Genomic DNA, 25,405 nt, shown 5'->3' with positions numbered 1-25,405 from the left:
TTTCTATATTGTAGAAATTTAAAGGGCTGCACCATTGGTGGAAATAATCTCTTTCATCCATGCATAGGATTTTTTAGGACTTCGTTTAAGACTGCCTTGTCCTTTATCATCCATATCAACATAGATGAAACCATAGCGTTTCCTCATTTCGCCCGTTGAAAGGGAAACCAGATCAATAGGCCCCCACATGGTATAGCCTAGGCATGCAACACCGTCAATATTCACCGCATCTGCCATGGCACGCAGATGATCCCGCAGATATTCAATTCGGTAGTTATCTTCCACATAGCCGTTTGCATCTGCCTGATCAACAGCCCCCATTCCATTTTCAACAATGAAGAGTGGCTTTTGAATACGGTCATAAATTTCATTCATCACATGGCGAAGCCCTAAGGGATCAACAGCCCAGCCCCAAGGTGTTTCTTTGAGATAAGGATTAGCAGAGCCGCCGACATTGAACCAGTCATCTCCCGCCTGAGTTGTGTTAGAGCGATAGTAGCTGAAAGAAATAAAATCCAGCTGTCCTTCACGCAAAAGTTCTTTATCTCCTTTAGCCATCTGAATAGCTTTAACGCCGTGTCTCCGCCAAAGATCTTTGGCATAAGGATGATAGTAGCCGCGACCCATTGTGTCAATAAAATACCAATTTTCACGCCGCTCCTGCAGACGCTGAAAAACATCTTCCGGCTTACAGGTGGCAGCATAAAGCTCACTCATGGCATACATAGCGCCAAACTGACTGTCAGGCATCATTTCATGCCCCAGTTTAACAGCCTTAGCACTGGCAACAAACATGTGATGTACGGCCTGATAGCGATCCTGACCTGTTGAATTTCTGGTGCCGCACGGACCAAAGCCCCGCACTGCATTGATTTCATTAAAAGTCAGCCAATAGCGGCAGCGATCTCCGTAGCGTTCAAAAAGAACTTTGCAATACTTAACATAGGCATCAATTAAGTAACGAGAGGACCAACCATCATATTTAAGCGCCAAATGCATCGGCATCTCATCATGACAGATAGTAATCAGCGGTTCCATGTGATATTTGGCCATTTCATCAATGACCTTGTCGTAAAACTGCAAGCCTTCCTCATTTGGTAACTCTTCTTCACCCGTTGGAAAAATACGGCTCCAGCAGATTGAAAAGCGAAAGACGTTAAAGCCCATACCAGCCATTAAAGCAATGTCTTCTTTGTAATGGTGGTAAAAATCTACGGCTTTATGACTGGGATAATACTCCTCATCTAGGAAAATAGGCTTAGCTTCCGGAGGTACCGGATCAGCATAGAAGAAAGAACTTCTGGGTCTGATAATAGAGCCATCCGGCATTTTCATCGTGTGGTGACGAGGACTTTCCGGCGAGCCATCGGTTTCATAATCGTGAGACAAAAGACCGCGCCCCCCTTCACCAAAGCCCCCTTCAAACTGAAAATCCGCGGTCGCTCCGCCCCATAAAAATCCTTCTGGTAATTGATAAGTCATAAATCTTCTCCTACAGCACTGTTCCTGATTTTACTGTTCCTTCATGTTTAAGTGATATTTGTTTGTCTTTGCTGTCTGTAACAACAATCATGGTGGTTAAATCGTAACCTTTTTGCATCAAGGTATCACGGTCAACCTTAACAATTGGCTGCCCGGCTCTGACCAAATCTCCCTGCTTAGCAAGAACATCAAATCCCTGTCCCTGTAATTCAACTGTGTTAATACCAATATGCACAAGAATTTCGACACCGTCCGGCCGCACCAAACCAAAAGCATGCCCTGTCGGGAAAACCGTTGTCAGCCGGCCATTAGCAGGAGCAACAATAAAATCACTTTCTGGAGTGATAGCTACACCATCTCCCATCATTTTAGAAGAGAAGACTTCATCAGCAACATCTTCAAGCGCAAGCAGCTGACCATCTGCTACAGCTACAATAGCATCATCTGCTACCTGAACTTTAACAGGTTCTGTTGCCTTTTCTAGATCTTTACTGTCAATTCCCAAAACAAAAGCTACGATGGCTGCAACAATAATTGATACTAAAATACTAATGGCTGCTGCCCAAGCTGTTTCTTTAAAAATAGGCAGAGACAAAATATTAGAATAACCCATAACATAGGCACGAACACCAAGAAAGCTGGCAACAAGACCACCAGCAAAGCCTCCGGCCATAACAGCATACATCGGTTTTTTATATTTAAGGTTGACCCCGTAAATAGCAGGTTCGGTAACCCCGGCAACAATACAGCCAATCGCAATTGACAGATATTCGCTGCGCTTTATTTTATCTTTGGTGCGCGCTGTTACTCCAAGGACAGCTCCGCCTTCAGCCATATTGTGCATTAAAAAGGCAGGCCGCAGCATGGAATCATAACCCGGATTGGAAATCAGCTGAGGCATGAAAGGTGTAATGGCAGTATGCATTCCGGCCATAACCATCCACGGAAGCGCAGCCGCTAACAAACCAACTGCTAAGGCACCGACAGTTCCATCCAGCCACATAAAGAGAGCAGCAATTCCTCGGCCAACATAATTTCCCAATGGTCCCAAAATCAGGAAGCCTAAACTACCTGCAATAAAAATAGTTCCCATCCCGACAAAAACAGCTTTAAAAATATTAGGAATAATTTTATTTAGTAGTTTTTCTGCATAATAAGCAACGATGGCAATCAAAAGAGCCGGCAGCAGCGTCGTTCCATAAGAAAGCAGATTCACTGGCAGACCAAATAAGCTAATTGGCTTTGCTGCTGTTACCAAGGCTGTAAAATTTCCATGAAGCAAGGCTGCCGCTGCGGCCATGGCATAAATTTGTGTGCCGCCCAGCTTTGTTGCCGCTCCGTAAGCCACAAAAATCGGCATAAAATAAAAGGGTGCATCTGCAATAGCAGAGAGCAGCTGATAGCTGGGAGAATTCGCATAATCTGCGCTAATAAAAGTAACCACCAATAAAAGTGCTACTTTCAGCATACCGCCGGCAATCAATCCCGGAATCATTGGCGTTACTGAGCTGGAAATAAAGCCAATTGTTTTATTGAGTGCATTTTTCCAAGTCAAAGGCTCTTTTTGTTTCAAATCACCATCTAAATTTTCAGCAATCGCTCCTCCGGTTTTTATATCAAAGCCGTGAACAATAGCATCATAAACAGGCAGAAGATTTTCCCCGAGAATAACCATATACTGGCCGCCGGCATAAACCACACCCATAACACCATCCAGCTCCTCTAAAGCTTTTTTATCCGCTTTCAAAGCATCTTTGAGGTTAAATCTCAGTCGTGTCATGCAATGCGAAAGTATATCAACATTAGCGGCACCGCCTACGTCAGCAATAATTTCTTGGGCTAATTTCTTGTAATCCATGGCATTCTCCTTTTTGATAAAATTGTCAAAAAAAATTGTTATTTTTTACAGAAATTATACGACCTTTTAAAAGCGTTGTCAACAGGATTTGATAAAATTTTCGACTTCTTTTGACATTTTTTTTATTTTACTCTACAATATATACAGGTAAAATGACTATGAATTTTTTAGAAAACATTGAACAACATAAATCAGATTATTCAAAGACTGAATGGAAAGTCTACCAATATGTAACCAAAAATATTGAAAGCTTAGAGACTTTTACTATTACCAAAATCGCTGAACTGTCACACACATCAACATCTGCAGTTCTGCGATTCTGTCAAACTCTAGGCTACAAAGGTTTTAAAGACTTCCGCTATGCAGCGATTGATTATCTCCACCATCACTATAAACGGGATTCTGTTGATATTTTAGATCAGATGACAGATAATTACGCAAGTCTCATCAATCAGATACGCGCTCTTAACCGTGATGATATCAGACGCTTAACTCAGGCCATTTTAACCCCAAAAAACTTACATATTTTTGGTATTTACCTGTCTTCTTTGCCAGCTAAATATTTATACATGGGATTGCAAAATATCGGTATTGCCAGCCATTTTGCAGGGGACTTAAACAGCGGCTCCCATTTGACTAATATCATCAGCGAGGAAGACACTTTGATTATGTTTTCCGTGACTGGCAGTATCTCCAACTACAAAAGGATTCTGTCTGCTCTGCAAAATAATATGCCTCAAAACTCTTACTTAATCACTCTTAATGAAAAAGCTACATCTGCTAAGTATTTTGGACACACCATTGTCCTCCCCGGAAGTGTATTCAGCCAGCAGTCCATTGTCGATATCCAGTCTGTAGCCATTATTTTTGTGGAAATCCTTCTCAATTTAATTCATGAGAAGCTAGGATGATTGAAATAAAGCTGCCAAGGAGCTGTTGAATTCAGCTTTCCTTCTGCACAATTAGTTAGGACTGAAGCCGCTGTACTGATATTTGTCGTCTGGAAAGCTGTTTAAACTCAAACCGGCAGGGTTAATCAGTTTTTCTTACTCCCCTTTATCAACTCTAAATCAACTCAAAAGAGGCACTGTTAATATCAATTCACTGCATTGATAAAAACTCAAAAACGAGGCTGAGCTAAAAACCCAGCCTCGTTTTGCATCTATCAAAGCAGTATCAGATTGACAGTAAGAAAATGTTAGATTCGTTTTAGAGTTCTCCTGACTCCCCTTTAAAGGTAACTGTCATGGTTGTTCCCTGGCCTTGGATACTTTGGACAGTGATTGCGGCGTCATGGATTTGTAGAGCGTGTTTGACGATGGAGAGTCCCAGGCCTGTGCCGCCGACTTTTTTCGAGCGGCTCTTATCCACTCTGTAAAAACGCTCAAAGATGCGCTCTTGCTCACTCTCATCAATTCCGATGCCATTGTCTTTGACCTCCAAGACAACTGTATCCTGCTGAGGTTTCACACTGACATAAACATCGCCGTGCTCGCGATTGTACTTAATCGCATTGTCACAAAGATTGTAAATAACTGAATGGAGCAGAGCCGGATTGCCTGTTAGCTGAGCTGACTCTCCTGACAAATGCAGAGACACTTTCTTTTGGGTTGCCTTTGATGAGAGGGTGTCCATCACATTTTTTGCCACTTGATACAGATCGACAGTTTCCATCGCTACTTGAGAAGACTCGTCTAAATGAGATAAATTGATAATATCTTCAACCAGCTGAATCATGCGCTGTGACTCAATGTAGATTTTTTCTGAAAATTGCTGCACATCTTGATCAGAAACCAAATCATTGGTCATCATTTCAGAGTAGCCGGAGATCAAATGCAAAGGGGTCTTTAGCTCATGGGAAACGTTAGCCGTGAATTCCCGACGCATGTTTTCTGCCTGCAGCTGATCGGTAACATCAAACAGCAAAATCATGACACCGGTCACCTTGCTGTCTGAGCTAATCGGCCGTATCAGCACACGGTAATTCTCCTTGCCAAAAGTGAGTAAGCCTTCTTTTTTCTTGCCTTTCAGGCCTTCTTCTAAAAGCTGGTTGAGTGTGATATCGCGTGTTATTTCTAAAATATCTTTGCCCATACAGCTGTTATCTGTCTGAAACAGCTGCATCGCGGCTGCATTAATGCTGATAATAGAACGCTTTTCATCTAACAAAATCATGCCTTCTTTGATTTTGGAAATAATGGTGTCAAATTCTTTTTTGCGTCTTGTCAGCAGGTCATCTTGTTTGCTCAGCTCTTTTTGATGTTGGTCGATGCGCCTTAAAAGCGGTGACAGTTCTTCATAAACATCGTTGGCCAGCGGCTCCTCCAAATTCAGATGATTAAGAGGTAAGACAAGCTTTCTGGCTGTGTATCTGGCCACAAAGACTGAAAGCACAACCGCAAGAATCACAATCAGAATCAAGGGCTGCAGCATGCCCAGCAGTAAGAGAAGAATGCTGCGCTGTGTGACCGACAGGCGGACAATTGTTCCATTATCCAGCCTTTGGGCAACATAGAGCGAGCGCTGGGTCAGCGTTGATGAATAGCGTGTGCTTTCTCCGTAACCGTCTTTCAAGGCTTCTTTGATTTCTTCACGATTGCCGTGGTTGCTCATCTTAGCCGGATTGGACTTGGTATCATGGAGAACCTTGCCGGTATTATCCACCCAGGTGATACGGACATTGGACGTTTTCAGACTGTCAAAGTAATCTTCACCCTCCAGAGAAATCCCTTGGGCGGCTAAAGCTGTCTGCGTCTGCAGCTGCTCCATTTCTACATCTGTAAAATAGCGGTAGAGCACCCCCATTATTAAAATCAAAGAAGACAGAACAACACCAATACTGGCTAATAAAATCGACCGGAATAGTTTTTTAGTCATGCGGCTCCTCCATTCGATAGCCAACTCCGCGCACGGTGTGAATGTATTCCCCGCAAGGACCCAGCTTTGTCCGCAAGGTACCGATATGAACATCCACTGTCCGCGTTTCAATCAGGAAGTTGTCGCTCCACACTTTATCCAAAAGCTCCTGACGGGTAAAAACACGGCTGGGATGGCGCATTAGTGTTGACAGCAGTTCAAATTCTTTGAGTGTCAGATCAATCCTTGCCCCGTTTCGTGTCACTGTGTAATTGCGCGGATTGAGCCTCAGCTGACCAAAAGTGAGCTCTTCATCTTTTTGAATGCTCCCGCTGCGGCGCAGCACGGCCTTAATGCGAGATACCATCTCCATCATTCCAAAGGGTTTGACCAGATAATCATCTGCTCCCAAATCCAAGCCTTTGACCTTGTCGTACTCGGTTCCCTTAGCTGTTGCCATGATAACAGGAATATGGGAGCTGCCGCTGTCTGCGCGCAGCTTTTTTAAAATACTGATCCCATCTTCCTCAGGCAGCATAATATCTAAAAGAATGAGTTCGGGCTGCTCTTTATTCAGAGCCCGCCAGAAAGACTGGCTGTCAGGAAACCCTTGAGCCTCAAAACCCGCAGTGCGCAGGGTATATAGCATCAGCTCACGGATATCATCGTCATCTTCAATGCAAAATATCATGTTGCTTCTCCATCTAACTGCCCTGTGATTGAAAAAAGCACCCACTTGGCAATATTAACTGCATGGTCTCCGATTCGCTCAATATATTTTGAAACCATCAGGGCATCAATTGCATACTCGCCGTCCGCATCTGCTTCGGTAAAGTATGTAATCAGGCCTTCTTTTATTGTATCAAATTGTTGGTCAACATGGCTGTCTTTAACGATAACTTCTTGCGCCAGAGCTTCATCGTCACGGACAAAAGCATCAATGCTGTCTGTTACCATCTGAACGACAAAGCGTGCCATTTCTTGGAGAATTTGAACTTCTTTTTGCCCTGATTTAATGTGCTTTAAGGCGATAATACTGGCAATCTCAGCAGACTGAGAACCAATACGCTTCATGTCATAAATCATTTTAAGAGCAGCTGATATCCGCCGCAAATCCTTGGCTACCGGCTGCTGCCGAAGCAGGAGTTTCAGACACTGTGACTCGATATCTCTTTCCAGCTGATCGGTTTGAGCGGCAATTTCACTGACATTATTAACCAGATAAAATTCATCATCTTCTAAAATATCAAGAGATTTGGAAATGGCTTCTTCGCAAAGAGCCCCCATTAAGATTAAATCCTTATTTAACTCATTAAGCTGATTTTCGAATTTTGAACGCATCAACCAAACCTCCCTGTGATATATTCTTCCGTCCGTTTATCCTGCGGCAGTGAAAAGAGCTGACTGGTCTTATTGTATTCAACCACTTCTCCCAGGAGGAAAAAGGCTGTTTTATCAGAAATACGGACCGCCTGCTGCATGTTGTGAGTAACCATCACAATGGTATATTTTTTCTTAAGTTCTGTTACCAGATCTTCGATTTTAGCAGTGGAAATAGGGTCTAGGGCACTGGTTGGCTCATCCATTAGCAGTACATCTGGCTCAATAGCCAAGGCTCTGGCAATGCATAAGCGCTGCTGCTGGCCGCCTGACAGACCAAGAGCTGATTTCGTCAGCCGATCCTTGACCTCGTCCCAGATAGCAGCATTTTTCAAAGAGTGCTCAACGATTTCATCCAGCTGGGCTTTAGCATGAATACCGTGCGTCCGCGGACCAAAAGCAATGTTATCATAGATGCTCATGGGGAAAGGATTGGGTTTTTGAAAAACCATGCCGACTTTTTTGCGTAAAACATTGATGTCAATATCGCGGTAAACATCTTGCTTATCAAGCAGCACATCGCCGGTGATTCTGCAGTTTTTAACAAGATCATTCATGCGGTTGAGACTCTTTAAAAGGGTTGACTTCCCGCAGCCTGACGGTCCGATAAAGGCTGTTATTTCATGTTCTTCAATAGCCAGATTGACATCTTTTAAGGCATGAAAATCCCCGTAATACAAATCCAAATGATTGATGGCTAATTTACTCATTGCCTGTCTCACTTCCTAATTTTCTTGCAATTGTCTCCGATAAGAGATTGATTATAATCACCAGCACCAGCAAGACAACTGCTGTCGCATAGGTTTGGTTAATATACAGTCCTTCTCCCGAAATAGCATACATGTGCACTGCCAGGGTTCTGGAAGAGCGAAAAACACTCTTAGCAACTTCGGCTACTGTTCCTGCTGTAAAGATAAGGGCAGCCGATTCACCGACAATTCTCCCGATAGCCAGAATAACACCTGAAAAGATCCCCGGCATGGCACTCGGCAGCACGATGTGAAAAATCGTGCGGAGCTTGCCGGCACCAAGAGCAAAACTGCCTTCACGATAACTGTCCGGCACGGATAAGAGGGCTTCTTCTGTCGTCCGCATAATCAAGGGCAAAATCATGATACTCAGGGTCACTGACCCGGACAGGAGTGACAGGCCAAAATGCGCATATTTCACAAAGAAAAGTGCACCAAAGAGACCGTAAATAATGGACGGAATTCCTGAAAGTGTCTCTGTTGCAATACGGATAACAGAAACAAAAGGATTTTCCCGCTTGGCGTATTCTGTCAAATAAATAGATGCCCCGATACCAATAGGAACTGCCAAAACCAGGGACAAAACCGTGATAAAGACAGTATTAACAAGGGCAGGGAGCAAGGAGACATTCTCACTGGTGTACTTAAACTCAAAAAGTTTAGAACTGAGATTGGGAATCCCCTTGATTAAGATATAGCCCACAATAAAGATAATAGCTACAAAAGTAAGAACGGCTGCACCATATACCAGCAGGAATAAAACCAGAGAGACCGGATCCTGCTTGTAGGATTTTAATTGCTGCTGAAAATTTCGTTGATTGATGTTTTCCTTTTCCATGACTAATCCTCTTTATGAAGCAGGGAGAAACTGATATTGATAATAAGGACAAAAATAAACAGAATAACCGCTGTCCCGATTAAAGCTTCTCTATGCAGGCCGCTTGAGTAACCCATTTCCATAACAATATTGGTGGTCAGGGTTCGAATGCCGGATGTCAGAGAATCAGGCAAAACAGCTTGGTTGCCGGCAACCATGATAACAGCCATGGTTTCACCAATCGCACGGCCGATTCCTAAAATGACCGCCGCCAGAATTCCCCGTTTGGCTGCCGGCAAAACGGCAAAAAAGACACTGCGTTCATGCGAGGCTCCCAGAGCCAGCCCGCCTTCATAATAACTATTGGGCACTGCTCGGATGGCCGATTCAGAAACGCTGATAATGGTTGGTAAAATCATCAATCCCAGCAAAACTGATGCCGTAAGAACACCCATACCAAATCCGCCGATATGTTCCCTGACAAAAGGCACTAAAACCACGAGACCAAAGAAACCGTAAACAACAGACGGAATGCCTGCCATGAGATTGATAGCGCTGCGCAGGGGCCTGTAAATTTTTTCCGGACAAAATCTGGCCATAAAAACTGCTGTCAGCACACCAATAGGAACCCCTATCACAAGGGCTCCCAGAGTCACATAAACGGATCCCACAATCATAGGAAAGATGCCATACATATTATTGGCAGGCTGCCAAACAGTTCCCAGAAGAAAATCCTTAAGACCTATTTTTTGAATGGCAGGAATACCGCTTGAAAAAAGGAAAACACAGATTAAAATAACCGATATAATAGAAATACAGGCGGTAAGAAAGAATACCGCTTGCATTACTTTTTCTTTAGAATGATTCATTCATAGCTCCTTATTTTGAGAGAATATCATCCCATTTTGTTGTATCGCCTTTGAAGATTGCTTTAACTTGTTTACTGCTCAATTCCTTGATATCATTGCCTTTGTTGACAATAACAGCAATTCCGTCCAGAGCAATTTCCTGTGATTTAACACCTTTTGAGGTTTCAGATTTTTCAAGCTCTCTTGAAGCCATTCCGATATCACAGGTCTTATCAATAGCGTTGGTAATTCCGGTTGAAGAATCACTTTGCTGAATTTCAATCGTCACCTTAGGATTGACTTTCAGATAAGCTTCTTTAAGCTTTTCCATAACAGGTGTTACTGAACTTGAACCTGAGATAACTAATTTTCCGGAATCCACACTGGATTCGTATTTTTCTTTCCCATCAATTGCAATATAGCCGTTGCTTTCAACAACTTTTTGACCATCGCTGCTCATAATGTAGCTGATGAAGTCTTGAGCCACGTCGCTAATCTTATCTTGCGTCACAATGTTGAATGGACGGGAAATTTTATAGCTGCCGTTTTTGACATTCTCTACCGATGCCTTGGCGCCGTCAATTGACACAACCTTAACCTTATCGTCTAAAGAGCCCATGGAAACATAACCGATAGCATTCTCATCTCCGGCAACTGTTGTCAGCATCACGGCAGTTGAATTGGTTACAGCTGCTTTATCGGTTGTCAAATCAACCTTTTCGCCGTTGCTCTTTTCCTCTTCAATTCCGAACAGCTCAACAAAAGCTCCCCGTGTTCCCGATCCATCTTCACGGGAAACAACATTTATCGTCTGCGAAGACGATTTTTCACTAGAACTGCCGCAGGCACTCAATAAAGCTAAACCAGCCAAACCTGTCACTGCAAGCGCCGATAAGAATTTCAATTTTTTCATGATAGACTCCTAATCTAAAAGACATATTAATCTTACAGCCTTTATTATACGCACCGAACATCAAATCTTTTACCTTGATTGTGTAAAGTTTTTGTAAAATATCTAGGCACCGACAGCTTTTCTCCCCTAACAGCCCTGCGATAAAGGGCTTTATTGAGCCCTTCCAAGCCAGATCCCCCAAAAAGTTCGAAAGCACACAAAAACACTCCATGATGTAATGAACCGCACCCCAAAAGTTAGACGTAAAATCTAACGATTGGGGTGCTATTTTTATGAAATTAAGCTATGAAAGCAAGATTCAAATCTATGAGTTACGACAAATCGGAGAGTCAATTAAATCCTTATCCAATAAATTTAGTATTGCAGAATCCGATCTCAAATACATGCTTCGCCTGATTGATAGGTATGGGATAGCCATTGTTCAAAAAGGTAAGAATCGTTATTATCCTCCAGAACTGAAGCAAGAGATAATAGATAAAGTCCTGATTGGCGGCCACTCTCAGAAACAAACATCCTTAGATTATGCTTTACCAAATTCTAGTATGCTTTCAAGATGGATAACGCAATACAAGAAAAACGGGTATACTATTCTTGAGAAACCAAGAGGAAGGATACCTAAAATGGGACGTAAACCAAAGAAAACTTGGGAAGAAATGACAGAACTGGAACGCCTTCAGGAAGAAAATGAACGTCTACGTACTGAGGTGGCCTTCCTAAAAAAGTTAAAGGAGCTAGAGGAAAGGGACGAGGCTCTAGCGCACGAACATCAGAAACAATTAGAGAGATGGTCCAAGGAGGATACCGACTAGACCTCTTACTTGCGACAGCTAAAATGCCTCGTTCCACCTACTATTATCAGGTGAAGCAACTGGATAAAGCTGACAAGGACAAAGCTATCAAGTCCGAAATCCAAGCCATTTACGATGAGCACAAGGGAAATTATGGTTATCGTCGGATTTACTTGGAGCTTCGCAATCGTGGGTTCTGTGTGAATCACAAGAAGGTTCAACGTCTGATGAAAGAAATGGGATTGGCTGCTCGTATCCGTCGTAAACGCAAGTATTCTTCTTACAAAGGCGAGGTCGGCAAGAAAGCTGATCATCTGATTAAACGTCAGTTTGAAAGTTCTCAGCCTTATGAGAAGTGTTATACAGATGTAACTGAGTTTGCTCTACCAGAAGGAAAGCTCTATCTATCACCTGTTCTAGATGGTTATAATAGTGAGATTATTGACTTCACCTTATCGCGATCACCGGACTTAAGGCAAGTTCAAACCATGCTTGAGAAGGCATTTCCAGCTAATCATTATGAAGGAACTATTCTCCATAGTGACCAAGGATGGCAGTATCAACACCAGTCTTATCATCATTTTTTGGAATCTAAGGGCATTCATCCTTCCATGTCTCGTAAAGGTAATAGTCCTGACAACGGGATGATGGAATCCTTCTTTGGTATCCTTAAATCTGAGATGTTTTATGGTTATGAAAAGACCTTCAAATCGCTAGACCAGCTTGAACGAGCCATCACAGACTATATTTTTTATTACAATCACAAACGCATTAAGACAAAATTAAAAGGATTTAGCCCTGTTCAATACAGAACCAAATCCTTTCAATAATAGTTCTTGTCCAACTTTTTGGGGTCAGTACAGTAAAGCATGAAGTGCCGATAACTGTTGATATTGGAATATTACCATTTTTAAAGTACGATATCAAAAAGGCAGTTGATAATTTAAAAAGAAGAATTGATTTAACAAGAAAGTTTGGTTCTTCTAGAAAGCATTGTGATTGTAAAAAGTTTAGCAACAAACAACTATATAATAGTAACCAAATAACAGATATGAGGAATCTCTCTGCCTTCAGGTTAATTATAAATAATTTAGAACTTCTTTGAGATTTGAAATAATTTTATCAGCCTTTTTCTGGTCGATACAATAATCTTGACTTAAAGCGAGTGTATAAAGACAAGCAGCTTTAGCAGATTGGATACCAAGTTCAGAATCTTCTACAGCTAAGTATTTCCCTTGACCAAGAGCACTTTGTGCACGTTGATAAATTTCTGGATGAGGTTTACTCTCTCTAAGCTCCTCTCCACTGATCACAAAATTGACATATTTTTCTAAATCTGTCTCTACTAGCATCTTTTTAATTTCCCTGTAGGGGGAAGATGACGCAATAGCAAGTTTCTTCTTCCTTTTTGTAATTTCCTGAAAAAGCTTTAAAACTTCTGGTCTCATCGCTTTTTTAAAATCAAGCGAGTGCTCTTCCATATAAACCTTATATCTCCTTTTTAAGTCCTCTTTATTGGAAGTATCATCAGGGATTAGCATTTCCCATATTTTTTCATTAGTTTCTCCAATAAAAGCCTCAATCGTCTTAGTTTTTGGAACAATTGCATTTTCTGAACAAAAATCTAAGCGACGCTTAAAATAAAAACGTTCACTATCAATTAAGACACCATCCATATCAAAAATAACACCGTCAAACATATCCTAGTCTCTCCAAATTCAAAAGGCTGAGTTCCCCCAGCCATTAATACACTTATCAGTATTCCAATTTCCACATGTAGCGACGTTTAGTCAAAGGATGCTGTCTTGCAATAGCCAGTTGTTCGGCGTAAACTCTGAAAACCGCTGTAATCACAAATGGATTAAAGTAATCTACAACTGTTTTCTTAACAGCTGACGACAAACCAAAATCAAGCGCATCCAAAGTTGTGACCTTGGCATCGAAACGCTGTAGGAAAGTTAGAGCACGAGCGTCAAGCGGACGAGTACTTCCTTCATTCATAAAGAGAATAAAAGGAACATCCTTTTCTACAATTTCAAATGGTCCATGGAAAAATTCACCAGAGTGAAAATTGCCTGAGTTGATCCACTGCATTTCCATCATCAGACAAACCGAGGAAGAGTAAGCAACCTCAGCTGTTGCTCCACTGCTCATCACATAGATGCCAGGCGCATCTTTATATTGCTCTGCAAAATGCTTCGCATCCTTTTCTACTGTTTTTACAGCATCATCACAAAAATCATAAATACGATTCAACCCATCAATCATATCAGGATAGTACTCGTAACCTTCTACTTGATTCAAAATTTCCACAGCTAACTCAAGAGCATAACCCATTTTTTCCAATTTAGCAGAATAGCTCTCTGCAAATCTATGAACAATGGTATAATCGGCATCAACTGTCAGAGGTGAGCCTTCAGATCTGGTTAGAGTAATAACATGGGCACCATGTTCTTTTGCAATACTGTTGGACTCAACCGTTTCCGGCGTAGTTCCCCCTAATGAAGCAGAAATAACAATTGTTGAAGAACCAAGATTTGCAGGTGTTGCAAAATTAAATTCATTAGCAGTATAATGGCTAACTTGCAAGCTTTTGGCATTGTGGTCTAAAAAATATTTTGCCGGATAAAGTTCACCTTTTGACGCACCGCAGCCAACAAACATAACAGATGTAATGTCGTTAGAACCAACAATTTCTGAAATAATGTCTTTTGAATTCATATAAATTCCTCCTTTTATTTACAAATTATAAATTTATGCCAATACGCCCAGAGCACTTAAAATAATACCCCCCACAATCGAAATAACCAGCATCCAAGTAACACTGACCTTCTTTTGCAATAACCAGTACATCAAGAAGGTCAGAGACAAAGGCAGCATCTGCGGCATGATATCATCCAAAACATCTTGAAGGATAAAGCTCTTGCCGGTAGTAAGTGGTGTCGTAATGCCTATCATACTAGCAATCATTGAACCAATAACCATTAGACCGACAATTGAACAAACATACATTACCTTATCCATCAATCCTTCAGAATAAAGTCGAGTAAGATATTTTTGACCGACTTGATAGCCTAATTTCCCACCATAATAAGTTACTAAATAAGAAGGGACAAAAGATATGAACATTGCAAGAATTGGTCCCAAAATGCTTCCTTGCCGTGCCAGAGTAATTCCCAAACCAAAAGCCAAAATGCGAATCGTACCTTGGAAAAATGAATCACCAACCCCAGATAGAGGTCCCATCAAACTCGTCTTCATCGCGTTAATAACATCTGGGTTAAAATCTGTAGGATTTTTAGCATACTGTTCTTCCATTGACGCCGACAAGCCTAAAACAAAAGCACTTGTTTGAGGAGTACAATTATAATAAGCCATGTGACGCTCATAAGCTTCCTTTTTTCGAGGAAGATCTTTGGCATCCGGATAGAGACGATCTAAGGTTGGAGCAATACCGTACAAAAATCCCATATTCATTTGACGTTCATAATTCCAGGAAGCCTGAATTGCCCACGAACGCCAGAAAAATTGTCTAAATCTTTTCTTGTCTTCATTTGTTGTTTTTGCCATTTATCTATCTCCTATAAGTCATCATCCAGAGGATCTGCTTCATTGTCTGCAGAAACCGTAGCTGTAGAAAATTTTACATCAGCCATAAAGAAGGCTACCAAACATGCAAAGAGAGCCACTCCAGTCACCCCTAAACCAGAGTAAGCAGTGATTAGAAAACCTAACAGTAAAAACGGAAGCATTTTTTTCGTCAGCATTGTTTGTAACAGTAAAGCGAAACCAAAGGCCGGAAGAATTTTAGCAGCTACTCCTAATCCCGTTGTTAACCATTTAGGTACCATAGTTACAATATCTCTTACTAAGTCAGTACCAAAATAAATTGCTAAGAAAATCGGAACAAAATACATCAAAGAATATAAAACTGTTCCCCAAACAATATGCATGTGGAGTGCACCGGTAAAATTAGCTCTTGAAATCATGTCATCAGCGACATGTGTTAAATTAGACAGAATTGTCCTCATTAATACACCTAATAGTTGTCCTAAAACAGAGATTGGAACTGCAATGGTCAAGGCCGTTTCGGTATTTGCATGAGATAGAATAGAAAATGCTGTAGCAATAATAGCTGCCATATTCATATCCGGCGGTGCAGCAGCCCCAATATTAACAAGACCCAAAGCCATTAATTCCAAAGATGCCCCAATCGTTAATCCTTGAGTAACATCTCCTAAAACAATACCTACCAAGGTACTGACAATCAGCGGTCTTTCAAAATTCAAACGTCCCAACAAACGAGAGTCGAGGACACAGAAAACACCAACTAATCCTAGTAAAACAGCTTTTACAAACATTGTTTGCCCTCCTTATATAGTTTTAAAGTTTATCTGACAGACTTTCTTTTTTTGAAGTCGGAACCTGTTGCATAAAGAGATTAATTCCCATATTTTTTAAAACACGTGAATCCTCCACTTCCTCTTTATTAAGATAAATGGCTTGACTGTATTGCGTAGCGTTTTCTTTTTTAGGAAGAACACCATAGTTGATTTCAGAAATTTTTGGATATCCCTCGCAAAATGCACGTGCTACTGCAGTACTACCTAAAATAATCATGATATTCTCATTTAAAGTTTCTACTTTAGGCATTTTACTTAGTGCAGTTTCAAGAGTAAAGATATTCAACTTGACTCCTGAAGGCTTGGACAGGCTTAAAGACATCTTTTTGAACTCATCTGTAGCCGTATCATCATCTATAACAATTATTCTCTCAATACCTAATGTTTTACTCCAAGCAAAGACAACTTGACCATGCAAGAGACGGTAATCAATTCTAACCAATTTAATCATAGGTCATCATCCTCCAAATTTGAATCTTCTATCAACTGATTTATTGATATGAGACTATTTTTTCCTTCATTAATGGCATCTGTAATGTCTGCCTCTTCGCTAAGTGTTAATAAGGTCAAGATTAAAGGCAAATTCATACCAGTAATTAATTGAACCTTTGAAAAATCTAATAGTAGTTCGGTCATCTCCGTATTAACACTGCCTCCCAAAACATCTGTTAAAATAATAATTCTTTCGTCAGTTACTCCTTTAATTGTTTCTTTCACTAAATCCTTAATCGATTCAATTCCATTACAATAAGCTGAAAATGCGAAAAGATTAGGTTGGGAACCTGTAATCATTTCCACTGTGTGCTTCATTCCTTCCGACAGTTTTCCATGACTTGCTAAGATTATCATGTATCCTCCTTTACATAACGTATTATAACGTATTATTTTTACCCAAAATTAAATTCAATATGCTTTTACATATCGAATTTGTAATACTCACCAAGATAATACTGGTGACCAACATGAATAGGCTTATTGTTCTGATCAGAAATTCTAACATTCAGATAGAAAAAGGCTGTCCCTACAGGCAAAGACATAAGAGCTGCCATCTTATCATCTGCGAGAACAATTTCTAATGTTTTCTCGTCAGATTTTTCTGCTTTTATCCCTCGTTTTTCTAAGATATCATAGAGAGAACCCTCAAGATTTTCTTCCATCAAAAAAGAAAAATCTTTAAAGGAAAAATAATTATTTTCTAAAAAAATAGGAATACCATCAGCAAAACGTTTACGCTGAATATAAAGAACTTCATCGTCTAAATCAATTTGCAGCTTTTCAGCAATTTCAGGTGTTGGTAACATTATGCGTTTTTCTAACACTTCGCTTGATGGCTGTAAACCGTTCTTTAAACAGCTTTGTGAGAAGCCCATAACATACGACAGTTTACGATTAACTCTTTTATGATTAACAAAGGTTCCTTTACCCTGCTTTTTGATAAGATAACCTTCCGAGACAAGCTCTTTGATTGCCTTCCTGACCGTGACACGACTGACTCCATATAATTCTTCAAGCTCAGTCTCTGTTGGAATTTTTTGACCAACATGGTAAGTATTATTTGTTATCTTATCTTTCAAACTGCTTTTAATTTGAATATAAAGTGGCACTTGACTATTTGTAACTGGCATACCATTCCTTTCTTATAATACGTTATATAACGTATTTACACTTGTAATAATACGCTTTCAATTTAACTTTGTCAAGCTATTTTTAATTATTTTAAAATAATTTAGATAATCTAACAAGTTACATTTATCGTAAGCAGTCATCACACAGACATTAGAGTAAGTATAGGTATAATAAAAGGAACTACTTAAGAAGTACTTAAGCACAAAAAAATCCTACTATGCTTCAAATAACTTTAAGAAACTTATTCAGCTCAAAATTTTTGATAATGAAAATATAAACAATTAAATTCTGGGTATAAACACATTTCTTATCAAAATAAATAGGCAGCAAAACTTATAATCAATGCTAAATGGAGTAAAAACAAAGTTAACTATCATAAAATTAAAATTTGAGAAGAAAATGGTATATAAATTATTTTACTTGATGAACTAAAAATTTTCCAATAAGGCTTAAGGAAATTTTATTCAAAAGCCAGCTAAAGGGTAAATTCTTAGCTGGCTTGAAGTATGTATATAATCATACTAATTAACATTTTTGAAAACTAGCTTTTTCCTAACTGTACTGGATTATTAAACGCTGTTATATCAAGTGCCTTCAATCCTGCACTTTTCGTCCTAGTCTAATAAAATTGAACTATAATCAAAAACAATTATTGGCTGAACTAAAATGACATATAAGCCTGCAGCCTGTTTGGCATGCCGGCATACAATAGTTCAACTAATCTTTCAACTCCCATTGTCATGCCTGACTTAATCCAGCCAATCATTTTATAGATCACACCAAACCAGTACAAACTCAATAAGAATTCAATTTCATCATCAATTTGTGCTAAACCAATATAATCATACGAGACATCCATTAATAAATCATAATAATTTTCAACAAAAAACTTATTATCGAATTCAGTAACCAGCACACGCAAAAAATTCTTTTTTTCTTTTAAATTATTTAGCAGATACTCCGTGCTGTCCCGGTAGCTTTTTCCCTGTTTAAATAAGGCAAAACTTTTTTCTAAATCCTCGGAAAAAATCGAAAACATGGCCGAAGGAATATCCTGAAAATAATGATAAAACGTTTGCCTGGACATACCGGCCTCTTTCATAATCATTGAGACAGTGAGACTTTCATAACTGGTTTTTTCAAGTAAGTGGATAATGGAATTAGAAATGATCTTTTTAGTTGGTACTGTCATTGCAGATGCTCTTACACTTTCTCTGTTTTGTCACAACAAAAGTAACATTTTGTCGCTTTGAAAACGGTTTCATTATGCTATGATAATTATATCACAATGAGGATATAAAAGGGGGTCTAAACATGACTTATCAAAAACTTCTCGAGGAAATTAACTTCCCAAATGGCGGAAAATCTCCTTCAGCTATTGTTATGGCTCCAATGGAAGCAAAAGGTGCCAATCTTGATGGCAGCGTCAGTCAGGCCGATTTAGATTACTTCAGTATTCGAACCAAAGTTGCCGGCTTGATTATCACCGGAGCCATGAATGTTAACATGATCGGACGCGGTTTTAAAGGACAGATCGGCATTTTTGATGATAAATTCATTCCAGGTCTTAAAGAACTGGCACAAACCATCAAAAAAGATGGCAGTAAAGCCATTGCACAGCTCTACCATGCAGGCCGTGAGGCAGATATTACGCAGAATGGCGGCGTTGCTGCTGTGCCAACTGAGATGGATTTCCCATTTTTAACTCATCATCCTCGGGAATTGTCTGCCAGTGAAATTGAAGAGACCATTAAGGACTTTGGCAGAGCTGCCAAGCGTGCCATCGATGCAGGCTTTGACGGCGTTGAAATTCATGGAGCAAATCATTATCTCCTTCAGCAATTTTTCTCTCCTTATTCAAATCACCGCACCGACAAATGGGGCGGCTCCTTAGCCAATCGAATGAACTTCCCTCTGGCTGTCGCCAAGGAAGTCTGCCGTGTTGTTGAGGAATATGCGCCAGAAGGTTTTATCGTAGGCTATCGCATCTCCCCAGATGAAGTTCATGGAGAAACCATTGGATATACTGTGGATGACAGCATGCAATTAGTTGATGCACTGCTGGATCAAAATAAATTGGATTATATCCATATTTCTCTGTTTACCCACTATGATGCTAAACCGGACGGACACGAAGAAAGTTACGCAGCTTTAGCCAATAAAGCTATCAAAGGACGTGCCAAGTTAATCATTGTCAACGGCGTATTTACTGCCGATGACGCTTTAGATGCCCTAAATGAAGCTGATTTGGTCGCAATAGGCCGAGCAGCATTGGTTGAACCGGCATTTATGCAAAAAATCAAAGACGGCAAGGCAGATACCATTCGGACAAGAGTCGAAAATTTAGAAGAGCTGAACTGGCCGGATGATTTAGTAGAGTGGTTCCATGCTGAAAACTCTCCGCTTCCTCCAGTCGAAGGTATTTAAACATGATCACTAACATCAAAAGACCCCAGATAGCATCACTGCTTCTGGGTTTTTTTGCTTGGCGATAATGTAAAAATATACAAATTGATTTAGCTAAATATCAAAAACACCCCATGGTGTGAGCCACGGAGTGCAGTCATAGCTGTATTGCAGCTGTTTTTACTGTTTTAAAAACGAACTCGCTTTACGAACGTTCTTGAGACTTGATCTGTCAGGATTAGATGTTAATATTTTTAAAAATCCTTAAACTAATTTCAATCAATCTCTTTTATTGGTCCCTTAGCTAAAGATAAATCAATATGGCAGTAGCCGTTGGGATTTTTCTTGAGGTAGTCTTGGTGATAGTCCTCAGCGTCAATGAAGTGGCGCAAGGGTTCCAGCTCAACAGCCAGAGGACGGCCATCGTGTTTTTGACTGACGGCTTGCATCATTTCTTGCGCAATTGCCTTGTCACTCTCATCCGTGTAATAAATACCTGTGCGGTATTGACGGCCCATATCGCTGCCTTGACGATTGATAGAGAAAGGGTTGATAATGCGGAAATAGTGCAAAAGTAATTCATGCAGGGTGATGCGTTCCGGGTCGTAAGTGACAGCGACAGTTTCTGCATGATCGGTCGCATCAATCAAGGCATAAGACGTGACTTCAGATTGACCATTGGCATAGCCCACACGGGTTCCCACAACACCGTCAATCAAGTCAAAGTAGCCTTCAACACCCCAAAAGCAACCTCCCGCCAGATAAATTGTTTTCATATACTTGCCTCCGTGTTCTAAAATAGGTTCTTACTCAACGATAGACATATAATCTGCGTAGCCTTCTTTTTCCATTTCTTCGTAAGGAATAAACTTGAGCGCAGCAGAGTTGATGCAGTAGCGCAGACCGCCGCGGTCAATAGGGCCATCGTTAAAGACATGTCCTAAGTGTGAGTTAGCTTCCTGGCTGCGAACTTCGATACGGCGCATACCGAAAGAACGGTCTTCGTGGTCGGTCACCCGATGATTGTCAATAGGTTTGGTAAAGGCTGGCCAGCCACAGCCTGAGTCATACTTATCTGCTGATGAAAACAAGGGCTCGCCACTTACGATATCAACGTAAATGCCTTTTTCAAAAAACTCGTCGTATTCCCCTGTGAAGGCACGCTCAGTTGCGGCGTTTTGTGTCACCTCATAGGCCAAATCGCCGATACGCTTGCGCAATGCCTCTTTTGCTTCTTCTGTCATGTGGGGTCCTCCTTTTTATTGATATAAAGATAGGTGTTAAAATTTTTCCAACTATTGTGCTTTTAAAAGTGATGTCAATGTTGACCAGAGCACATAGGTTTGAGTTGGAAAGGACATGATCATGCTGCTAAGGTCCTGTGCGGTCATCTTTTTCTCGATGATCGGTGTCAGCCAGTCCAGCCAAGCTGGCACTTGGCTGGAAATGGCAACAGAGTATCCTCTATTAACCTATATTTTGCAAATAATTCATCTGTCAGCTTCATAGCCCAGACACTCCTCTTCTTTTGTTAAATAGCTAATCCATCCATTCTACAAATGCTATTTTAAAAAATCTTAATGACTTTATACACGGTATATCTCTAGTATATCACTTACGATTATATTTTAATTAAAAAAACAGAGAGTGAGACAAACTACTCTGTCTAAACCAGTTAAGTTGTTTTGACATTATAAGGAGCCTACAGTTTTCCTGTTTTAGTACAGAGGATTATTTCTTCGTTATTGGTCGATTGCTTATCAGGTGCTTACAGTGCAAAAACACTGCCTTCATAAACAAAATGACCTAGAGAAGCAATTCTCCGGGTCATTTTTAATACACCTTGTTCTTGGGCGCTTACATTTTTTTACGGCTACGACTATGTTTTCCTACATAACCAAGACCAAATGCTGCCATTAAGGCAGCAACACCCACTGCAGCAGGCCCATTATTTGCGTCACCAGTCTCTGGAAGTGCTGCTGCTTTTTGAACAGGCGCTTCTGAAACTGATTTTGCTGATGCCGGTTTAGGAGCTGGAGTAGGGTCACTTGTCAAATCAACTGATGGTACTTGATTAGGCTGCTCTGGAGTTTCAGGAACTCTAACCTCTGGCTTGTCTGGCATTGGAAGATCCAATTCTGGCAAGTCATAAGTTGGGTAGTCATTTGGCACTATGCTAATATGACCTTCTGGTAGTTCTACTGTTGGGTAATCGTTTGGAACTTCTGTTACAACTTCACGATAGATATAAGTAACTACCGTTTCACCCTCAGAAACTTGTCCAGTCTCAGTTCCTTCTGTCTTAATAAGTTGGTAAGTTTTACCATCGTCAGTTTTAATGACATCCGGTTTATTGTCTGTTGTGTCGTATGGTGTATCCACATCTGTTTCTGGTGTATCAGTCACAGGGTTCTTAATTGGTGTACCATTTTCATCAACGTAGTTAACAACAACTGAACCTGTCTTGATTTCATCATAGACGTAGGTTACTTCTTTAGTCTTACCTGGCTCAACAGTACCTTGCTCATCACCAATAGTCAATGCTGGGACACGTTTGTATGTTTTGCCCCCGCTAGTGATGATTTCAGGCATATGGTCAGTCGTATCGTAGGCTGTACCACCTTTAGTGTAGTCTTCATCTTTGACAGTAGCTTGAAGGTATACCGGGTTAGCTGAATTTTCAGTACCCGCAAGTACATAGTTGATGATGACACTTCCGCCTTCTTCATAGACGTAAGTAACGTTTTTGTATGTGCTGCGTGCCACAGTTCCTTGCTCAGGATCTGCAGTTGTATAGTCATTTACTTCATAAACAGTCTTACCACCAACAATGTTCGAATCAGCTACTTCTTTCAAATAGTAAGTAACTCCATCATTTTGGATTTTTTCCGGTTTGTTATCAGCTGTGTCATAGGCTGTACCTGTTGGTTCATCCTTAGTATCAATAACATCAGCACGAAGTGTATTTCCTTCTGTGTCTACATAGTGAACCGTTACTGTTCCCATGGGTTCATAAACATAAACCGCGTCCGGCTGTGGTGTGAACATGGAGCTTTGAAGTTTAAATCCACGTAAGGCGCCTGAACCATTTTGATAGTTATAGCGACCACCATCATATGTGACTTTACCTACTACCATTTGTGCTGGACCGTTAGTCGCATAACCTGTTGAAATGGTACCATCCGGTTTAACTGCTCCTGCCGGATAAATTACGTCAGATGTAAATTCAACCTGAACATTTTCAGTCATGTCAGCATTGGTTGCAGAGATGATTTTCAGAATGATAGCACTTTGGTCGTTAACAACCTCACCAATACGTTGAGCCCAACGATCACCTGAATTATTGCCTCCACGCTTTGTATCTTCCCATGTATAACCAACAACTGGGCGAACCGCAATCAGACCAGACATTTTATCTTCAGTTGGTGATTGTACTAATTCATAGCCTTTGAACTCACGCTCCCCTGATGATGTGAAGGCAGAACCTGCCCAACCTTCATTCGTCCATACAGCTAATTGAGTCACTGAACCATCTGGATTTTTTGAAACATAATAAGTATTTTGAATTGAGGCTACAGTATCTTTAAACTGGGCATCTGACTCACGAACACCAATCTTTGTACCTTCTGTTAGAGAGTACAAGGTATGAATTTGTGAAGTTTTAACGCTATGATAAACAAATACGTTAGAACTTGATTGCCCGCCATTATCTAAATCTGCTTTTGAGAAGACATAGCCTGCTGCTTCAGCAACACCAGAGGCTGTTAAATCTTCTAAAACTTTAGAAGTATAGTTTACACGTGATTCCGCAAGAACAATTGTTTCGAGAAGTGTGTTACTTGTCTTATCCCAAAGATTAACATAGATAGCTTTGTCACCGCCTACAGCATCACGTCTGCGGTCAAAAGCAAGGTTAAAGTAGAGCTCACGCGTATCACCATTTGCTTTAAGCTTCTGATTTAAACCTTCTAATTCTGCAAAAGCATAAGTAATGTGATCTTTTGTAGGATCTAGATTATAACCTTGCGCAATTAACTTTGCTAGGTTATCTGGCGTTGATACTGTAGCACCATTAGCATCATCCATTGTTGTTGCCGTAACAGCAGTTTTCTGTGTTAATTCACCATGGCCAGATACAACAGGCTGTGTTTCTTCACCAGGAATCGGAAGATTTGATATATCTGATAGCTTGCTACCTGTTGTCGAAATAGTCGCTGGTGTCTCAACTTTATTATCAGCTAAAGGTGCGGTATCATCTTGTTTAAGCTTATCTACAGCTGCAGCTGGTTGGTCTGACGTAACTGTAGAGAGGTTTGTATCAGCTGGCAGGTTCGAAGCTTCAGCAGCCGGAGCAGCTTCAGATATTTGATTTTCTGTAGAGACAACTTCAGAAGCAGCTGCAACAGGCTGTGCAGATTCAGACCTTGGGTTAACGGTAACATCCACTGTTTCAGTTGATGCTGCTGGTTGTGTTTCAACAACGCTGGCATTTTGCTCCGGCGCTGCCTGTGCTGCTGTTGGACTAGCCGAAGCTTGTACAGTTGGTGCAGCCTGCGTTGCGGAAGCCGATGCAGCTGTCTCCGATGATGGAGAGGCTGTACTGGTTTGGTTTATCGCAGCCGAATTTTGTGCGGCCAATGCGGTATCGTCTGCTGCTGCTTGTCTTGCTGTCCCCAAAGCAAATGCTACAGCTACCGAAGCCAACCCAACCTTAAGTTTCCTCAGTGCATAACGTTTTTGATTCATCATAAAATCTCCTTTAATATAACGAAATATTTTTTTCAAATTTATTTGCAATGAAATATTTTTGAAAAAACATTTTAACATTTTTGAAAAGAGATTTCAAGATAATTTCAGCAAAAACGAATTTTTTGCATAAAATTTTTCAAAAAACATGGTTTTTTACAGCTATTTTTATCAGATTATACAAAAAATCCAGAATTCGTCCGGATTTCTTATTATTTAATTCATAATTTGCCGGACGGTCTTTCTTAAATCCGGCACGACCTGCTTTTCAAATCTGGATGCCGCGCCATCCAGATTTGATTTCTGGGAGAAGGGTGAACGAGCGGAAAATACTCAGGCAGATAATCCTTATAGTGCTCCACAGTATCTGTCAGTTTGACCGAGGATTTTTGCTGCAGATAGTATTTTTGGGCATAGCTGCCGATTAGGATTGTCAGCTGTCATAGTCAAATTAAAATTTTCATGTAAATCATAGTTTTTATCGCTCATATAATATCATACCAAGCCGACTATATATTCATACATGGTTGGAA

The 25,405-nt window shown here is 40.6% G+C and carries 22 protein-coding genes and 2 pseudogenes; 3 read left to right on the top strand and 21 right to left on the bottom strand.

Annotation, left to right across the window (positions count from 1 at the left end):
• Positions 1-18: 18 nt before the first annotated feature.
• Positions 19-1,482 (bottom strand): glycoside hydrolase family 1 protein, encoded by a 1,464-nt coding sequence (locus G573_RS0103780; RefSeq protein ID WP_027975461.1) that lies wholly within the window; start codon positions 1,480-1,482, stop codon positions 19-21.
• A gap of 10 nt (positions 1,483-1,492) precedes the next feature.
• A complete protein-coding gene (locus G573_RS0103775) occupies positions 1,493-3,340 on the bottom strand; it encodes a glucose PTS transporter subunit IIA (RefSeq protein ID WP_027975460.1) in 1,848 nt (615 codons plus the stop codon).
• Positions 3,341-3,498: 158 nt separating this feature from the next.
• Here G573_RS0103775 and G573_RS0103770 point away from each other — a divergent pair, with 158 nt between their 5' ends.
• The gene (locus tag G573_RS0103770; RefSeq protein ID WP_027975459.1) at positions 3,499-4,251 is read left to right on the top strand and encodes a MurR/RpiR family transcriptional regulator; all 753 of its coding nucleotides are present in this window, start codon (positions 3,499-3,501) and stop codon (positions 4,249-4,251) included.
• Between the two features lie 298 nt (positions 4,252-4,549).
• Here G573_RS0103770 and G573_RS0103765 read toward each other — a convergent pair whose 3' ends face one another.
• From G573_RS0103765 to G573_RS0103735, 7 genes are read right to left on the bottom strand one after another with little or no spacing between them, the layout of a single operon-like run.
• Positions 4,550-6,217: an ATP-binding protein gene (locus tag G573_RS0103765; RefSeq protein ID WP_027975458.1), complete on the bottom strand. Its 1,668-nt coding sequence runs from the start codon at positions 6,215-6,217 to the stop codon at positions 4,550-4,552.
• The gene (locus G573_RS0103760) at positions 6,210-6,887 is read right to left on the bottom strand and encodes a winged helix-turn-helix domain-containing protein (protein WP_027975457.1); all 678 of its coding nucleotides are present in this window, start codon (positions 6,885-6,887) and stop codon (positions 6,210-6,212) included. The genes G573_RS0103765 and G573_RS0103760 overlap by 8 nt, the downstream gene beginning before the upstream one ends.
• Positions 6,884-7,540 (bottom strand): phosphate signaling complex protein PhoU, encoded by a 657-nt coding sequence (gene phoU, locus G573_RS0103755; protein WP_027975456.1) that lies wholly within the window; start codon positions 7,538-7,540, stop codon positions 6,884-6,886. The genes G573_RS0103760 and phoU overlap by 4 nt, the downstream gene beginning before the upstream one ends.
• Positions 7,537-8,286, bottom strand: coding sequence for a phosphate ABC transporter ATP-binding protein PstB (gene pstB, locus G573_RS0103750; protein WP_027975455.1), 750 nt, complete (start codon positions 8,284-8,286; stop codon positions 7,537-7,539). The genes phoU and pstB overlap by 4 nt, the downstream gene beginning before the upstream one ends.
• Entirely contained in the window at positions 8,279-9,163 is an 885-nt protein-coding gene (gene pstA / locus G573_RS0103745) for a phosphate ABC transporter permease PstA (protein WP_027975454.1), read from the bottom strand. The genes pstB and pstA overlap by 8 nt, the downstream gene beginning before the upstream one ends.
• A 2-nt stretch (positions 9,164-9,165) precedes the next feature.
• Complete coding sequence (gene pstC / locus G573_RS0103740) at positions 9,166-10,011, bottom strand: phosphate ABC transporter permease subunit PstC (protein WP_027975453.1); 846 nt, start codon at positions 10,009-10,011, stop codon at positions 9,166-9,168.
• A gap of 10 nt (positions 10,012-10,021) precedes the next feature.
• Positions 10,022-10,903, bottom strand: a complete 882-nt coding sequence (locus G573_RS0103735) for a substrate-binding domain-containing protein (protein ID WP_027975452.1) — start codon at positions 10,901-10,903, stop codon at positions 10,022-10,024.
• A 272-nt stretch (positions 10,904-11,175) separates the two neighbouring features.
• Here G573_RS0103735 and G573_RS0103725 point away from each other — a divergent pair.
• Positions 11,176-12,521 (top strand): IS3 family transposase gene (locus G573_RS0103725; RefSeq protein ID WP_169364438.1). Its coding sequence is split into 2 segments (ribosomal slippage): positions 11,176-11,632 and positions 11,632-12,521, totalling 1,347 coding nucleotides; the frame shifts between segments, so codons are not numbered across the junction.
• Positions 12,522-12,770: 249 nt separating this feature from the next.
• On the opposite strand, the gene G573_RS0103720 is transcribed toward G573_RS0103725, so the two are convergent.
• From G573_RS0103720 to G573_RS0103685, 8 genes are all read right to left on the bottom strand, one after another.
• Positions 12,771-13,391 (bottom strand): HAD family hydrolase, encoded by a 621-nt coding sequence (locus G573_RS0103720; RefSeq protein ID WP_027975449.1) that lies wholly within the window; start codon positions 13,389-13,391, stop codon positions 12,771-12,773.
• A gap of 55 nt (positions 13,392-13,446) precedes the next feature.
• Positions 13,447-14,412, bottom strand: a complete 966-nt coding sequence (locus G573_RS0103715) for an SIS domain-containing protein (RefSeq protein ID WP_027975448.1) — start codon at positions 14,410-14,412, stop codon at positions 13,447-13,449.
• 33 nt (positions 14,413-14,445) lie between these two features.
• Positions 14,446-15,261 carry a PTS system mannose/fructose/sorbose family transporter subunit IID gene (locus G573_RS0103710; protein ID WP_027975447.1) on the bottom strand — a complete coding sequence of 272 codons (816 nt, stop codon included), beginning with the start codon at positions 15,259-15,261 and terminating at the stop codon, positions 14,446-14,448.
• A gap of 11 nt (positions 15,262-15,272) precedes the next feature.
• The gene (locus G573_RS0103705; protein ID WP_027975446.1) at positions 15,273-16,052 is read right to left on the bottom strand and encodes a PTS mannose/fructose/sorbose/N-acetylgalactosamine transporter subunit IIC; all 780 of its coding nucleotides are present in this window, start codon (positions 16,050-16,052) and stop codon (positions 15,273-15,275) included.
• A gap of 22 nt (positions 16,053-16,074) precedes the next feature.
• Complete coding sequence (locus tag G573_RS0103700) at positions 16,075-16,545, bottom strand: PTS sugar transporter subunit IIB (RefSeq protein WP_027975445.1); 471 nt, start codon at positions 16,543-16,545, stop codon at positions 16,075-16,077.
• A complete protein-coding gene (locus G573_RS0103695; protein ID WP_027975444.1) occupies positions 16,542-16,943 on the bottom strand; it encodes a PTS sugar transporter subunit IIA in 402 nt (133 codons plus the stop codon). The genes G573_RS0103700 and G573_RS0103695 overlap by 4 nt, the downstream gene beginning before the upstream one ends.
• A 65-nt stretch (positions 16,944-17,008) precedes the next feature.
• Complete coding sequence (locus tag G573_RS11690) at positions 17,009-17,719, bottom strand: GntR family transcriptional regulator (protein ID WP_027975443.1); 711 nt, start codon at positions 17,717-17,719, stop codon at positions 17,009-17,011.
• Positions 17,720-18,381: 662 nt separating this feature from the next.
• Entirely contained in the window at positions 18,382-18,912 is a 531-nt protein-coding gene (locus tag G573_RS0103685) for a TetR/AcrR family transcriptional regulator C-terminal domain-containing protein (protein ID WP_027975442.1), read from the bottom strand.
• A 122-nt stretch (positions 18,913-19,034) separates the two neighbouring features.
• Here G573_RS0103685 and G573_RS0103680 point away from each other — a divergent pair, with 122 nt between their 5' ends.
• On the top strand, positions 19,035-20,147 hold the full coding sequence (locus tag G573_RS0103680; protein ID WP_027975441.1) for an NADH-dependent flavin oxidoreductase: 1,113 nt from the start codon (positions 19,035-19,037) through the stop codon (positions 20,145-20,147).
• A 260-nt stretch (positions 20,148-20,407) separates the two neighbouring features.
• Here the strand turns inward: G573_RS0103680 and msrA are convergent.
• From msrA to G573_RS11255, 4 genes and pseudogenes are all read right to left on the bottom strand, one after another.
• A pseudogene (gene msrA, locus G573_RS0103675) lies at positions 20,408-20,902 on the bottom strand (peptide-methionine (S)-S-oxide reductase MsrA); the annotation flags it as partial.
• Between the two features lie 30 nt (positions 20,903-20,932).
• Positions 20,933-21,370 carry a peptide-methionine (R)-S-oxide reductase MsrB gene (gene msrB / locus G573_RS0103670; protein ID WP_027975439.1) on the bottom strand — a complete coding sequence of 146 codons (438 nt, stop codon included), beginning with the start codon at positions 21,368-21,370 and terminating at the stop codon, positions 20,933-20,935.
• Positions 21,371-21,983: 613 nt separating this feature from the next.
• Positions 21,984-24,953 carry a MucBP domain-containing protein gene (locus tag G573_RS0103660; RefSeq protein WP_084522372.1) on the bottom strand — a complete coding sequence of 990 codons (2,970 nt, stop codon included), beginning with the start codon at positions 24,951-24,953 and terminating at the stop codon, positions 21,984-21,986.
• A gap of 135 nt (positions 24,954-25,088) precedes the next feature.
• Positions 25,089-25,312: pseudogene (locus G573_RS11255) on the bottom strand (uracil-DNA glycosylase family protein); the annotation flags it as partial.
• Positions 25,313-25,405 lie beyond the last annotated feature (93 nt).

Source organism: Streptococcus devriesei DSM 19639, from assembly GCF_000423725.1.
GTDB lineage: Bacteria > Bacillota > Bacilli > Lactobacillales > Streptococcaceae > Streptococcus > Streptococcus devriesei.
This window is presented reverse-complemented; position numbering and strand designations above follow the sequence as displayed.